The 14,969-nt window shown below is 55.1% G+C and carries 12 protein-coding genes, 1 tRNA gene and 1 other RNA gene; 4 read left to right on the top strand and 10 right to left on the bottom strand.

What is annotated here, in order from left to right; translation table 11 throughout:
• Positions 1-114: 114 nt before the first annotated feature.
• The 4 genes from J4645_RS03245 to J4645_RS03260 form a co-directional block, all read right to left on the bottom strand.
• Positions 115-250: non-coding RNA, RtT sRNA (locus J4645_RS03245), on the bottom strand.
• Between the two features lie 45 nt (positions 251-295).
• Positions 296-383, bottom strand: a tRNA-Ser gene (locus J4645_RS03250).
• Positions 384-531: 148 nt separating this feature from the next.
• Positions 532-1,209 (bottom strand): hydrolase, encoded by a 678-nt coding sequence (locus tag J4645_RS03255; protein WP_000097893.1) that lies wholly within the window; start codon positions 1,207-1,209, stop codon positions 532-534.
• Between the two features lie 19 nt (positions 1,210-1,228).
• Positions 1,229-2,089: a pirin family protein gene (locus J4645_RS03260; RefSeq protein ID WP_000809969.1), complete on the bottom strand. Its 861-nt coding sequence runs from the start codon at positions 2,087-2,089 to the stop codon at positions 1,229-1,231.
• A gap of 108 nt (positions 2,090-2,197) precedes the next feature.
• Between J4645_RS03260 and J4645_RS03265 the strand changes: the two genes are divergently transcribed.
• Positions 2,198-3,109 carry a LysR family transcriptional regulator gene (locus J4645_RS03265; RefSeq protein ID WP_000597928.1) on the top strand — a complete coding sequence of 304 codons (912 nt, stop codon included), beginning with the start codon at positions 2,198-2,200 and terminating at the stop codon, positions 3,107-3,109.
• A gap of 90 nt (positions 3,110-3,199) precedes the next feature.
• On the opposite strand, the gene infA is transcribed toward J4645_RS03265, so the two are convergent.
• The 6 genes from infA to trxB form a co-directional block, all read right to left on the bottom strand.
• A complete protein-coding gene (infA, locus tag J4645_RS03270; protein WP_001040187.1) occupies positions 3,200-3,418 on the bottom strand; it encodes a translation initiation factor IF-1 in 219 nt (72 codons plus the stop codon).
• Positions 3,346-3,729: a hypothetical protein gene (locus J4645_RS03275; protein ID WP_001604059.1), complete on the bottom strand. Its 384-nt coding sequence runs from the start codon at positions 3,727-3,729 to the stop codon at positions 3,346-3,348. The genes infA and J4645_RS03275 overlap by 73 nt, the downstream gene beginning before the upstream one ends.
• A complete protein-coding gene (gene aat / locus J4645_RS03280) occupies positions 3,730-4,434 on the bottom strand; it encodes a leucyl/phenylalanyl-tRNA--protein transferase (RefSeq protein ID WP_001241643.1) in 705 nt (234 codons plus the stop codon).
• A gap of 44 nt (positions 4,435-4,478) precedes the next feature.
• Complete coding sequence (gene cydC, locus J4645_RS03285; RefSeq protein WP_001202249.1) at positions 4,479-6,200, bottom strand: cysteine/glutathione ABC transporter ATP-binding protein/permease CydC; 1,722 nt, start codon at positions 6,198-6,200, stop codon at positions 4,479-4,481.
• Positions 6,201-7,967, bottom strand: coding sequence for a cysteine/glutathione ABC transporter permease/ATP-binding protein CydD (gene cydD, locus J4645_RS03290; RefSeq protein WP_001044531.1), 1,767 nt, complete (start codon positions 7,965-7,967; stop codon positions 6,201-6,203).
• 114 nt (positions 7,968-8,081) lie between these two features.
• Positions 8,082-9,050, bottom strand: coding sequence for a thioredoxin-disulfide reductase (trxB, locus tag J4645_RS03295; protein ID WP_208208936.1), 969 nt, complete (start codon positions 9,048-9,050; stop codon positions 8,082-8,084).
• A 546-nt stretch (positions 9,051-9,596) separates the two neighbouring features.
• Between trxB and lrp the strand changes: the two genes are divergently transcribed.
• The 3 genes from lrp to lolA all read left to right on the top strand — a co-directional run bounded on the left by lrp (position 9,597) and on the right by lolA (position 14,966).
• Positions 9,597-10,091, top strand: coding sequence for a leucine-responsive transcriptional regulator Lrp (lrp, locus tag J4645_RS03300; RefSeq protein ID WP_000228469.1), 495 nt, complete (start codon positions 9,597-9,599; stop codon positions 10,089-10,091).
• A 134-nt stretch (positions 10,092-10,225) separates the two neighbouring features.
• Entirely contained in the window at positions 10,226-14,212 is a 3,987-nt protein-coding gene (gene ftsK / locus J4645_RS03305) for a DNA translocase FtsK (protein WP_023215068.1), read from the top strand.
• A gap of 142 nt (positions 14,213-14,354) precedes the next feature.
• Positions 14,355-14,966: an outer membrane lipoprotein chaperone LolA gene (gene lolA / locus J4645_RS03310; RefSeq protein WP_001519746.1), complete on the top strand. Its 612-nt coding sequence runs from the start codon at positions 14,355-14,357 to the stop codon at positions 14,964-14,966.
• Positions 14,967-14,969 lie beyond the last annotated feature (3 nt).

The raw sequence follows: 14,969 nt of genomic DNA on the forward strand, positions 1-14,969 counted from the left end.
TGNCCAACTGGCTGCGCCAGTTGTCGAACCCCGGTCGGTGGTTCTCATCCCCCCTGTAGGGGGGCTTTATGTGAAAAAAAAGCCCGTACTTTCGTACGAGCTCTTTCTTGAATATGGCGGTGAGGGGGGGATTGACTCGCTGCGCTCGCCCTTCGGGCAGTCTCCTCGCAGGCTCGTCGTCTGTCCAACTGGCTGCGCCAGTTGTCGAACCCCGGTCGGTGGTTCTCATCCCCCCTGTAGGGGGGCTTTATGTGAAAAAAAAGCCCGTACTTTCGTACGAGCTCTTTCTTGAATATGGCGGTGAGGGGGGGATTCGAACCCCCGATACGTTGCCGTATACACACTTTCCAGGCGTGCTCCTTCAGCCACTCGGACACCTCACCATATTGTATTGCTGCCTGACCACTTGGGAGGCAACGGGGCGCTACTATAGGGAGTTGCGCTAAAACGGTCAAGCAGAATTTACATATTCACTGTCGTTTGCTCATGCAATAGACATAATCCCCGCCCAAACTGGCGCGGGGAGGCAAATTAGCGCTGTGAATCCAACATTTCGTTGTTTTTCACCACATCCTGCGCTTTGCTGTAGCTTTCGATCAGCAGTTGATAGGCCGGGAATACCTGAGTATAAACGTCGGCCCACGCGGCGGCGTCTTCACGGTTCCAGGTGCCTTGCAGCTCAGAGGCGACCGCGGCAGTATCCATCGGTACGACGCCAGCCTGTACGATACGCGCCAGGGTGATCTCCTGCGCCATCTTACTGTAGGTACCGGATGCGTCGATCACGGCAAATACCTTATAACCTTCCGCTACCGCGCTAATGGCCGGGAATGCCATGCACACGCTGGTAATCGTCCCGGCAATGATCAGCGTCTTACGACCCGTCGCTTTTACCGCCTTAACGAAATCTTCGTTATCCCAGGCGTTAATTTCACCTTTGCGCGCAATATACTGCGCATGTGGCGCATTAGCGTGGATCTCCGGGATCAGCGGGCCGTTCGGACCTTGCGGTACGGATGCCGTGGTAATGACCGGCATTTTCGCTAACGTCGCCATCTTCGCCAACGCCGCGGCGCGAGCGCGTAATTCCGGCATTGGCATATCGCCTACGGTCTGGAAAAGACCGCTTTGATGATCGATTAAAAGCATCACGGAATCGTTAACATCAATTACCGGGCGCAAACCATTAAAATTAGCAGGACTTGACATCGTGTTCTCCTTCATGTTTTCAGATTTGGCCAAAACGGCCGGAGTTGAAATCGCGGACTGCTTCTGCGATCTCTTGTTTCGTGTTCATAACAAATGGGCCGTAACCCACAATCGGTTCATTCAGCGGCTCGCCTGATAACAGCAATACGCTGGCGTCGCTGCTGGCCTCAAGGTGCAGCGTTTTCCCTTGCTGGCTCAATACCACCAGTTGCGCTTCGTTGACCGGCGTCGTGCCGTTCACCGTGATATTGCCTTTCAGTACCACCAGCGCGGTGCTCCATCCTTCCGGCTGTGCCAATGTAAGCTGGCGATTGCGTTGCAGGCGCATATCCCAGACATTGAGCGGCGAGAAAGTGTGCGCTGGGCCTTTTGTCTCTTCATAACGCCCTGCGATGACCCGCACGACTCCGGCGTCATCCGGCAACGTAACGGTCGGGATAACATCGTGGGTAATGCTTTGATAACCCGGGGTGGTCATTTTGTCCTTCATGGGAAGGTTAACCCACAACTGCACCATTTCCAGTTCGCCGCCCCGACGGGTAAACGCGTCGGAGTGGAACTCTTCATGCAAAATGCCTGCGCCTGCGGTCATCCACTGAACGTCGCCCGGGCCGATAACGCCGCCGCGACCGGTAGAGTCCCGGTGCTCGACTTCGCCACTATAAACAATCGTCACGGTCTCGAAACCGCGGTGTGGATGCTCTCCAACGCCGCGTTTTTCATTACCCGGCGTAAATGTGTGCGGCCCGGCATAATCCAGCAGCAGGAATGGACTCAACTGCTGCGCATGTGACTGATAAGAAAAGAGTGAACGAACCGGAAATCCATCGCCAACCCAGTGCGGGCGAGGTGCGGTATAGACGCCTGTAATCTGTTTCATGGTGTTCTCCTCAGTGGCGTTGTCTTGATGTGAATAAGCTTATATTCATGACAAAAGGTTCGGTAGTGGCTAAAATGGCTCATACCGTTCCATTAATAGGACAATGTAATGATAAAAACGGATCTCAATGATTTTGCGTGGTTTGTGCATGTGGTCGAAGAGGGTGGGTTTGCCGCGGCGGGGCGTGCGCTTGATGAACCAAAATCAAAACTGAGCCGGCGTATTGCGCAACTGGAGGAACGGCTGGGCGTGCGATTGATTCAGCGAACTACCCGGCAGTTTAACGTTACCGAAGTGGGACAAACATTCTATGAGCACTGTAAAGCGATGCTGGTGGAAGCTCAGGCGGCGCAGGATGCCATTGCCGCATTGCAGGTAGAGCCTCGCGGTATCGTGAAGCTGACCTGCCCGGTGACGCTGCTGCATGTACACATCGGCCCAATGCTGGCGAAATTTATGGCGCGTTATCCTGATGTTTCGCTACAGCTTGAAGCGACCAATCGTCGGGTGGACGTCGTAGGGGAGGGGGTGGATGTGGCGATTCGCGTCAGGCCGCGCCCGTTTGAAGATAGCGACTTGGTGATGCGCGTCCTGGCTGACAGAGGGCATCGCCTGTTTGCCAGCCCGGATCTTATCGCACGGATGGGAATCCCTTCCGCGCCGGCGGAGTTGAGTCATTGGCCAGGGCTAAGTCTTGCATCCGGCAAGCATATCCACCGCTGGGAACTTTACGGCCCGCAGGGCGCGCGTGCGGAAGTCCATTTTACCCCGCGTATGATTACTACAGACATGTTGGCGCTACGCGAGGCGGCGATGGCGGGCGTGGGGCTTGTGCAGTTACCTGTCTTAATGGTGAAAGAACAGCTGGCCGCCGGTGAACTGGTCGCGGTGCTGGAAGAGTGGGAGCCCCGGCGGGAGGTTATTCATGCTGTGTTCCCATCCCGGCGAGGATTATTACCTTCCGTACGCGCGTTGGTCGATTTTTTGACGGAAGAGTATGCGCGGATGGTGGAAGAGTAACCTGCTCGTCATTCATCGACTTAATGGACGCAAAAAAGGCCGGTTAAACCGACCTTTTATCCAGCCGCCCTTCAGGGCGTGAGGAGACAATTAGCGACTACGGAAGACAATGCGGCCTTTGCTCAGGTCGTACGGGGTCAGCTCAACGGTCACTTTGTCGCCCGTCAGGATGCGGATGTAGTTCTTACGCATTTTACCGGAGATGTGTGCAGTAACCACGTGACCGTTTTCTAACTCTACGCGGAACATGGTATTAGGTAACGTTTCGAGAACGGTACCTTGCATTTCAATATTGTCTTCTTTGGCCATCTAATCCTCTGGGGTATCACTACCATAATTTGAACCGGCAAGATAATGCCGAACTTCTTTTGATAAGTAAAGATTTGTGCGTTTAAAACACAGCAAACCAGGTTTAGCACATGATTCCGCGACACACGACAACGCCGCGTTATACACCCTTTCCCTGATACTACCGCCTGATGTATCGACATAAGCGCAACATATAAGGGAACGGTGAAATAAACGATGGGCGTTACCTGACAACGGGCTGCGGGATAATATGCTAAACCAATTCTGCGGCAGCAATTATAACACCCCAATAAAAAATGTGCCGAAAACATTCACTTCCGGGGCAAAAATAATGTCCGCGGCACCCAAAAACGGGAGGCCAGCGGTTGTTGGCGTAAGGCCGCGAGGTGATCGAGGTAGTCACGACGTGGAATTTCAATGGCGCCGAGCGAGGCGGTATGACTATTAATTACCTGACAATCAATAAGTTTACCGCCGTGACGGGTAAATTCAGCGCAAAAAACCAGCAGTGCGGTTTTAGAGGCATTCTCCTGGCGGCTAAACATCGATTCGCCGCAAAACAGCGCCCCCTGCGAGACGCCATACATCCCGCCGACCAGTTCCTGATCACGCCACACTTCAATGGAGTGCGCGTGGCCCAATTCATGTAATCGGCGATAGGCTTCCTCAATACCACGCGTTATCCAGGTGCCTTCGTCACGGTGATTGGCGCATCCATCAATGACCCGATCGAAAGCGTAATTGAGCGTCACGCGGTAAGGGGATGCGTTGTGAAAGCGCTTCATGCTGCGACTGAGGTGAAACTTTTCAGGCCACAGCACGGCGCGCGGATCGGGCGACCACCACAGAATCGGGTCGCCCGGCGAGAACCACGGAAAAATCCCGTGCTGGTAGGCCATTAACAACCGGGCAGGGCTGAGATCGCCGCCCAGCGCCAGTAAACCGTTAGGCTCGCGTAAAGCGCCTTCCGGCGAAGGGAAGGCGATAGAATGTCGGGAAAGCTGAACCAGACGCATGACGGCGAAACTCCAGTACGCAAGTCGGATCGTTCAATAATAGCTTACAGACGTTGTTTAAACTGATAATAGCGCCCTTGTCCGGCTAACAATTCTGCATGAGTGCCTCGCTCAATGATGCGCCCGTCGTCCATTACGATGATTTGATCAAAACGGGCCAGACCGCGCAAACGGTGCGTCACCATCAGGACGGTTTTCTCGCGCATCACATCGGCAAGTAATTCCAGCATTTCGCTCTCGGTGGTCGCATCCAGCCCCTCAGTGGGCTCATCCAACAGCATTAACGGGGCATCGTGCAACAGCGCGCGGGCGATGGCCAGGCGACGAAGTTCGCCGCCGGATAGCAGACGACCGCCTTCGCCGAGCCAGCTATTAAGCCCACTATCTTCGAGCAGATTTTCGAGGCCGACGCGACGCAGCATGTCGGAAAGGGCTTCGTCGCTGGCATTGGGCGCCGCCAGTAATAAATTATCACGCAGTGTGGCGCTGAACAGGTGGACACGCTGCGGCACCACGCTGATAGTCTGGCGTAAGGCGGATTCGCTCAGCGAGGATAGCGGAAGATCGTTGAGCAGAATTTCGCCTTGTTGCGGGTCCCAGGCGCGGGTGAGTAGCTGCAACAGCGTTGATTTTCCGCAGCCGGTACGCCCCAGAATAGCGACATGCTCGCCAGGATTAGCCTGTAATGAGAGGGCATTGAGCGCATTAATCGGCTGGTCGGGATAACGAAACGAAACGTCCCGCAGGGTGAGTGTGACCTTTTCCGGCGCGGGAGTTTCTGCCTGCGGAAAGGTCACCTCCGGTTTTTGCTCCGTTAATTCAGTGATACGAAGCGCAGAGGCGATAACCTGCCCCAGATGCTGGAATGCGCCGGTAACGGGCGCAAGCGCCTCGAAAGCCGCCAGCGCGCAGAAGACAAACAGCGCGATGAGCGCGCCGGGCTGCGTATTGCCGCCAACGCCGCCGGAGGCCATCCACAACATTAACATCACCGCCAGCGCGCCAATCAGCAGCATTAACGCCTGTGATAAGGCGGTCAGTTCAGACTGTCGGCGTTGGGCCTCATGCCATTGTAATTCGGTGGCTTCCATTTGCGCCCGATAGCGTTTGCTGGCGCCAAAAATGGTGAGTTCCGCCTGGCCCTGTAACCATGACGTGAGCTGTTGGCGATACTGACCGCGTAGATGCGTCAGATTTTGGCCGGTATTTTTGCCGGCGCGATAAAACACCGGCGGCATAATAAACAGCGTCAACAGCATAATGCCGCCCAGCGTGATCGCCAGCGTCACGTCGAGAACGCTAAGCCCCAGGGTGACAATCATAATCACTACAAAAGCGCCGACCAGCGGGGAGATGACGCGCAAATAGAGATGATCCAGCGTGTCGACGTCGGCAACGATGCGATTCAGCAGTTCACCTTGCTGATATCGCGCCAGACCCGCGGGGGAGAGCGGTAGAAGTTTGCTGAAGGTGTAAATACGCAGATGTTGCAGCACGCGGAACGTGGCGTCATGACTTACCAGACGTTCAAAATAACGACCGGCGGTACGGGTAATGGCCGCGCCGCGCACTCCGGCTGCCGGGAGCATATAGTTAAAACTGTAAATTCCCGCGAAGCCTGCGATAGCGGACGCGGACAGGAACCAGCCGGAAAGCGTCAGCAGCCCGATACTGGCAAGCAGGGTCAGGATTGCCAGCGCAATTCCCAGCGTTAGCATCCATTTGTGGCGTTTATAAAGCGTCAGATAAGGGAGTAGCGCGCGCATTTAAATATCCTCCTGACGGTGAGCCAATAACGTCGCAAAAGCGCCGTTGGCGGCGCTGAGTTCGGCATAACTGCCTTGTTCGACAATCGCGCCATCTTGCATAACCCAGATAGCGTCCCAGTCGGCGAGATCTTCCAACTGATGCGTCACCATTAATGTGGTCTGGCGTTTTGACGCCGCTTTTAACGCCTGCATGACGCGTTGCTCGCTGTGAGCGTCCAGGCTTGCCGCCGGTTCATCCAGCAGTAGCAGTTGACAGGGATTAAGTAGCGCACGGGCGACCGCTACACGCTGTGCCTGGCCGACGGAAAGTCTGCTGGCATGATTGCCGAGCGGGGTGTCTACTCCCTGCGGCAGCAGCGGTAAAAACTCGCTTACCCATGCGGCGTCAAGCGCGGCATAAAGTTCCTGCTCGCTGGCGTCCGGGCGCGCCAGTAATACATTTTCGCGTAGCGTCGCCGCAGGTAATTGCGGGTTTTGTCCGACCCAGGAGAGATGCTGGCGCCAGGATTCCGGCGAGAGATCGCGAAGCTCGACACCGTTAATACGCAAAGATCCCTGATAGGAGAGAAAACCGGATAATACATTCAACAGAGAGCTTTTACCGGAACCGCTGCGTCCTACCAGGACGGCGCGTTCTCCTGCCGCTAATGAGAAATTCAGCGGCCCGGCAAGCGTTTTGCCTTCTGGCGAGGTGATAATAAGATTGACTGCGTCAATGGTTACAGGTTCGTTTTCCGCCAGCTCAACTTCGCCGCGCGCCGGGTGGGCGAGGGGTGTTTCCAGAAATGTCTTCAGACTATCCGCCGCGCCAACCGCCTGCGCCTTAGCATGATAAAACGTGCCGAGGTCGCGTAACGGCTGGAAAAACTCCGGCGCGAGGATCAAAGCGAGGAACCCGGCGGCGAGCGTCACACCAGTACCGTAATGACCAAAGTTCAGCTCGCCCAGGTAAGAGAAGCCAAAATAAACGGCGACCAGCGCAATAGAAAGCGAGGTGAAAAACTCCAGCACGCCGGAAGATAAAAAGGCGAGGCGCAGTACTTCCATCGTGCGTTGACGAAAATCCTGCGATGCTGCGCGAATGTTCTCGGTTTCCGCTTCTCCACGACCGAAAATTCGCAGCGTTTCCATCCCGCGCAGACGGTCAAGAAAATGGCCGCTTAGCCGGGCAAGCGCCAGGAAATTGCGGCGGTTGGCGTCAGCCGCGCCCATTCCCACCATCGCCATAAATAGGGGAATGAGCGGGGCAGTGCCCAGCAGAATCAGCGCCGCCGCCCAATTTGACGGGAAAATCGCCGCCACGATTAAGAGCGGTACGCAAACGGCAAGCGCCATTTGCGGCAGATAGCGCGCATAATAGTCATGCATATCGTCAATCTGTTCCAACACCAGCGTCGCCCAGCTACCGGCGGGCTTGCCCTGAATCCAGGCAGGGCCGGCTTGCTGCAGACGATCCAACACCTGACGGCGGATCTCAAAGCGAATATGTTGTCCGGCATGAAAACCGACACGCTCGCGCAACCACACCACCCAGGCGCGAAGGACAAAGACCAGTATCAGCAGGATAAAAGGGAGCAACAGCGCTTCCCGTGGAATGTTCTCCATGATCATATGTTGCAGGATACGCGCCATGATCCAGGCCTGAGCGACAATTAATACGCCACTCATGAATCCCAACAGGCGGGAAATATTCAACCACCGTTGGGAGATTACGCTTTGCTGTTTTAACCAGCGGGTCAGCTCTTTTTGACGGGTTTTATTCATTGCACGCTTAGCAGGTGAGTTATTAGAATTTCAGGCAGGGGCAATGTTACAACGACGCAAAAATAAAGGCGACTTATAGTCGCCTTTTTTACTTTTGTTACTGATTTGTAAAAACTATTTGCTCGCGTCGGCCAGACCATCGAGATAGCGTTCAGCATCCAGCGCCGCCATACAGCCCGTACCTGCAGAGGTGATCGCCTGACGGTAAATATGATCCATAACGTCACCCGCCGCGAATACGCCAGGGATGCTGGTTTGTGTGGCGTTGCCATGGGTGCCGGACTGAACTTTGATATAACCATTTTCCAGCTCAAGCTGGCCTTCGAAGAGCGCCGTGTTTGGGCTATGACCGATGGCTACGAAAAGTCCGGCGATATCCAGCGTCTCGATATTATCGCTCTGCTGCGTGTCGCGAAGACGCAGACCGGTGACGCCCATCTGATCGCCGGTCACTTCTTCCAGCGTCCGGTTGGTGTGCAGGATGATATTGCCATTTTCGACTTTATCCATCAGGCGCTTAATAAGGATTTTTTCAGCGCGGAAACCGTCACGGCGATGGATAAGATGCACTTCCGAAGCGATGTTGGACAGATAAAGCGCTTCTTCAACCGCGGTGTTGCCGCCGCCGATCACCGCCACTTTCTGGTTGCGGTAGAAGAAACCGTCGCAGGTTGCGCAGGCGGAAACGCCGTGCCCTTTAAAGGCTTCTTCCGATGGCAGCCCCAGATAGCGCGCGGAAGCGCCGGTCGCAATGATCAACGCATCGCAAGTGTACTCTGCGCTGTCACCTGTCAGACGGAACGGACGATTTTGCAGATCCACTTTGTTGATGTGATCAAAAATTATCTCGGTTTCAAATTTTGCCGCATGTTCATGCATGCGTTCCATCAGCAGCGGGCCGGTCAAATCGTTTGGATCGCCGGGCCAGTTTTCCACTTCCGTCGTGGTAGTCAGTTGACCGCCTTTTTCCATACCGGTAATAAGTACTGGCTGTAAATTTGCGCGCGCGGCATACACCGCCGCGGTATATCCCGCCGGTCCTGAGCCCAGAATAAGCAGCTTACTGTGTTTGGTCGTGCCCATGAGATCCCCATAGTTGTTGGCAGACAATGAGCAGAATTGTAGGGAATTTACAGACGTAAAAAAAGAGCATAACGATTTTGTTAACAATATGTGTAATAGCATGAACCGATGAACGACCGGGACAGCGACGTTATCATCACAAATTTTACTTGAAATCGGTAACTTATAAGGTGACGAAATGACAGTTTACCGCCCTCTCTAATGAATAACTGGCATGTTGTACTAAAAATCGATGTTTTGCTTTGACAATCACCTGCTGTTTTGCGAAAACATTCGAGGAAGAAAAAAACTGTGTTATGTATGTGCTGCATAATCATGCATGTAAATACCATGTTTACCGGGCTAGTGAAATCTACGCATGGCGTGGACAGACGCCATTCGTGATGTCGATAGCTGCCGCGAGGCAACGGTCTTCTCACCATAGACCAGGCATTGCGCGCCGTTAATCCCTCTGGGTTTCGGTCTATTGTGATGGGCAGCGACTCTGAACAGTGATGTGAGTAGAGTCAGGCAGGAGTAGGGAAGGAATACAGAGAGACAATAATAATGGTAGATAGCAAGAAGCGCCCTGGCAAAGATCTCGACCGTATCGATCGTAACATTCTTAATGAACTGCAAAAGGATGGGCGTATTTCCAACGTCGAGCTTTCTAAACGAGTAGGGCTTTCGCCGACACCTTGCCTTGAGCGTGTGCGTCGGCTGGAGCGACAGGGGTTTATCCAGGGCTATACGGCGCTGTTGAACCCGCATTATCTGGATGCGTCACTTCTGGTATTCGTTGAGATTACCTTAAATCGCGGCGCGCCGGATGTGTTTGAACAGTTTAATGCTGCCGTGCAAAAGCTTGAAGAGATTCAGGAGTGTCATTTGGTTTCCGGCGATTTCGACTACCTGTTGAAAACCCGTGTACCGGATATGTCAGCGTATCGAAAACTATTGGGAGAGACGTTGCTGCGCTTGCCAGGTGTGAACGACACCCGAACTTACGTAGTGATGGAAGAGGTAAAACAGAGTAATCGTCTGGTTATTAAGACACGCTAACACGGAACAGGTGCAAAATCGCCGTAGTTTGATTACACTCCTGTTAATCCATACAGCAACAGTGCCGGGGCAACCCGGTGCTGTTGTCCGTTTTAGCATCGGGCGGGAAAAGCCTGGAACCTGGAGAGCCTTTTTTGAGCCAGGAATATACTGAAGACAAAGACGTCACATTGACGAAGTTAAGCAGCGGGCGCCGACTTCTGGAAGCGTTGTTGATACTTATTGCCCTTTTTGCCGTCTGGTTGATGGCGGCCTTGTTGAGCTTTAACCCTTCGGACCCCAGTTGGTCGCAAACCGCCTGGCATGAACCCATCCATAATTTAGGCGGCGCGCCGGGCGCGTGGCTGGCCGATACACTGTTCTTTATTTTTGGCGTAATGGCCTACACCATCCCTGTCATTATTGTCGGCGGGTGCTGGTTTGCGTGGCGTCATCAGTCTACGGATGATTACATCGACTATTTTGCTGTGTCGCTACGCCTTATCGGCGTGCTGGCGCTGATTCTCACTTCCTGCGGTCTGGCGGCCATTAATGCCGACGATATCTGGTATTTCGCCTCCGGCGGCGTAATTGGCAGCCTGTTAAGCACCACGCTGCAGCCGTTGTTGCATAGTAGCGGCGGAACGATAATGCTTCTCTGTATTTGGGCTGCCGGGCTGACGCTCTTTACCGGTTGGTCCTGGGTTAGTATCGCCGAAAAATTAGGCGGCTGGTTGCTTAATATACTGACCTTCGCCAGCAACCGTACCCGGCGTGATGATACGTGGGTTGACGACGAAGAGTATGATGACGAATACGATGAAGAAACCGACGGCGTGCAGCGTGAATCTCGCCGGGCGCGTATTTTGCGCGGCGCGTTGGCGCGTCGTAAGCGACTGGCTGAAAAATTCAGCAATCCACGGGGCCGTCAGACCGATGCCGCGCTCTTTTCCGGCAAACGGATGGATGATGACGAGGACATTCAGTATAGCGCGCGCGGCGTCGCTGCCGATCCCGACGACGTTCTGTTTTCGGGCAACCGTGCGACGCAGCCGGAATATGATGAATATGATCCGCTGTTAAACGGCCATTCTGTTACCGAACCGGTTGCCGCCGCTGCGGCCGCAACTGCCGTCACCCAGACGTGGGCAGCGTCCGCCGATCCCATAATGCAAACGCCGCCCATGCCGGGGGCTGAGCCGGTTGTCGCGCAACCGACCGTGGAGTGGCAGCCCGTACCGGGGCCGCAAACCGGCGAGCCAGTTATCGCGCCTGCGCCGGAGGGGTATCAGCCGCATCCGCAATATGCTCAACCGCAGGAGGCGCAAAGTGCGCCGTGGCAGCAACCTGTGCCTGTCGCTTCCGCGCCGCAATACGCCGCGACGCCAGCGACCGCAGCAGAGTATGACTCTCTTGCGCCGCAGGAAACACAGCCGCAATGGCAGGCGCCGGATGCCGAACAACACTGGCAGCCGGAGCCGACCCATCAGCCGACGCCGGTTTATCAGCCGGAGCCGATAGCGGCTGAACCTTCCCACATGCCGCCGGTTATCGAACAGCCGGTTGCCACCGAGCCTGAACCTGTCATAGAAGAGACCAGACCCGCCCGTCCTCCGCTTTACTATTTTGAAGAGGTGGAAGAGAAACGCGCCCGTGAGCGCGAACAACTGGCGGCATGGTATCAACCGATTCCGGAGCCGGTAAAAGAGAACGTGCCGGTCAAACCTACGGTATCTGTCGCGCCATCCATACCGCCAGTGGAAGCGGTAGCCGCCGCCGCGTCGCTTGACGCAGGTATTAAGAGTGGCGCTCTGGCAGCAGGCGCCGCGGCCGCTGCGCCTGCATTTGGTCTGGCTACCGGCGGCGCGCCGCGTCCGCAGGTGAAAGAGGGGATTGGTCCGCAACTGCCGCGTCCGAACCGCGTTCGCGTGCCGACCCGACGGGAACTGGCGTCGTACGGTATTAAGCTGCCGTCACAGAGGATTGCAGAAGAAAAAGCCCGCGAGGCGGAGCGCAATCAGTACGAGACGGGCGCGCAGCTAACCGATGAAGAAATAGATGCAATGCATCAGGACGAGTTAGCCCGTCAGTTTGCGCAGTCGCAGCAGCATCGTTATGGTGAGACGTATCAGCATGATACTCAACAGGCAGAAGATGACGATACCGCTGCGGAAGCTGAATTAGCCCGCCAGTTTGCCGCTTCGCAACAGCAGCGATATTCCGGCGAGCAACCCGCTGGCGCGCAGCCGTTCTCACTGGACGATCTGGATTTCTCGCCAATGAAAGTATTGGTTGATGAAGGCCCGCACGAACCGCTGTTCACGCCGGGTGTCATGCCCGAATCAACGCCTGTTCAGCAACCGGTAGCGCCGCAGCCGCAGTATCAGCAGCCGGTAGCGCCGCAACCGCAGTATCAGCAGCCGCAACAGCCGGTAGCGCCGCAGCCGCAGTATCAGCAGCCGCAGCAGCCGGTAGCGCCGCAGCCACAGTATCAGCAGCCGCAGCAACCGACAGCGCCGCAGCCGCAGTATCAGCAGCCGCAACAGCCGGTAGCGCCGCAACCGCAGTATCAGCAGCCGCAACAGCCGACAGCGCCGCAAGACAGCCTGATTCACCCGCTGTTGATGCGTAACGGCGACAGTCGTCCATTACAGCGTCCGACGACGCCGCTGCCTTCGTTAGATCTTCTGACGCCGCCGCCGAGCGAAGTTGAACCGGTAGATACCTTTGCGCTGGAGCAAATGGCGCGTCTGGTTGAAGCGCGTCTGGCGGATTTCCGCATTAAAGCTGATGTGGTGAACTATTCGCCAGGCCCGGTCATTACTCGCTTTGAACTGAATCTGGCCCCGGGCGTTAAAGCGGCGCGTATCTCCAACCTTTCCCGGGATCTGGCGCGCTCATTGTCAACGGTAGCCGTACGCGTTGTGGAGGTCATTCCAGGCAAACCTTACGTAGGGTTGGAATTGCCGAACAAGAAACGGCAAACCGTTTATCTGCGCGAAGTGTTGGATAACGCCAAATTCCGCGAGAATCCGTCGCCGCTTACCGTGGTGTTAGGTAAGGATATCGCGGGCGATCCGGTAGTGGCGGATCTGGCGAAAATGCCTCACCTGCTGGTGGCCGGTACGACCGGTTCCGGTAAGTCGGTCGGAGTTAACGCCATGATCCTCAGTATGCTGTATAAAGCGCAGCCGGAAGACGTTCGCTTTATCATGATCGACCCGAAAATGTTAGAACTCTCGGTCTATGAGGGTATACCGCATCTGCTGACAGAAGTTGTTACCGACATGAAAGACGCGGCTAACGCGTTACGCTGGAGCGTCAATGAGATGGAGCGTCGCTATAAGCTGATGTCCGCGCTCGGCGTGCGTAATCTGGCTGGGTATAACGAGAAAATCGCCGAAGCGGCCCGCATGGGACGTCCGATTCCGGACCCGTACTGGAAGCCGGGCGACAGTATGGATGTTCAGCATCCGGTTCTGGAAAAACTGCCGTATATCGTGGTACTGGTTGATGAATTTGCCGACCTGATGATGACCGTCGGTAAAAAAGTTGAAGAGCTGATCGCGCGTCTGGCGCAGAAAGCGCGCGCCGCGGGGATTCACCTGGTACTGGCGACGCAGCGTCCGTCGGTCGATGTGATTACTGGTTTAATTAAAGCCAACATTCCAACCCGTATCGCTTTTACCGTATCCAGTAAGATCGACTCCCGCACCATTCTTGATCAGGGTGGCGCTGAGTCGCTATTGGGAATGGGGGACATGCTCTATTCCGGACCAAACTCCACCATGCCGGTACGTGTCCATGGGGCGTTTGTGCGTGACCAGGAAGTCCATGCGGTGGTGCAGGACTGGAAAGCGCGCGGTCGTCCGCAATATGTGGATGGCATTACCTCCGACAGCGAAAGCGAAGGTGGCGGTGGCGGTTTTGACGGCGGCGAAGAATTAGATGCGCTATTCGATCAGGCCGTTAATTTCGTCACCCAGAAGCGTAAAGCGTCCATTTCCGGCGTTCAGCGTCAGTTCCGCATCGGCTATAACCGTGCGGCGCGTATTATCGAACAGATGGAAGCGCAGGGTATTGTCAGCGCTCAGGGGCATAACGGTAATCGTGAAGTGCTGGCTCCGCCGCCTTTTGAGTAAACCTGTAAGCCGGATGGCGCTGTGCAGGCTGCCATCCGGCAACAAAATTCAGTATTTTCTTCTTTCCTCATGCTGATTTTTGGCCTGGAATAGAAAGCAAAAGGAGCTCCTGGTCGGGAGTGTCGAAACCTGAGGAATAATGATGAAAAAAATGGCAATCGCCTGTGCATTACTTTCAAGCGTTGTAGCCAGCAGCGTATGGGCTGACGCCGCCAGCTCTCTGAAAAGCCGTCTGGATAAAGTGAGCAGCTTTCATGCCACCTTTACTCAAAAAGTCACCGATGGCAGCGGTGCCGCGGTGCAGGAGGGACAGGGTGATTTATGGGTTAAGCGGCCAAATCTATTCAACTGGCATATGACGCAACCTGACGAGAGTATTCTGGTTTCTGACGGCAAAACGTTATGGTTCTATAACCCGTTTGTAGAACAGGCTACCGCCACGTGGTTGAAAGATGCCACCGGAAATACACCGTTTATGCTGATTGCCCGCAACCAGGCCAGCGACTGGCAGCAGTATAATATTAAGCAGGATGGCGATAATTTTGTGCTGACGCCGAAAGCCAGCAACGGCAATCTGAAACAGTTCACCATCAATGTGGGACGCGACGGGACTATCCACCAGTTTAGCGCCGTAGAACAAGACGATCAGCGTAGCGCCTATCAGCTAAAATCCCAGCAAAACGGCGCTGTTGATCCGTCAAAATTTACGTTTACTCCGCCGCAAGGGGTAACGATAGACGACCAACGTAAGTAGAGG

It is taken from the genome of Salmonella sp. 32082101201600294FB01SM01 (assembly GCF_017572865.1).
GTDB classification, from domain to species: Bacteria; Pseudomonadota; Gammaproteobacteria; order Enterobacterales; family Enterobacteriaceae; genus Salmonella; species Salmonella enterica.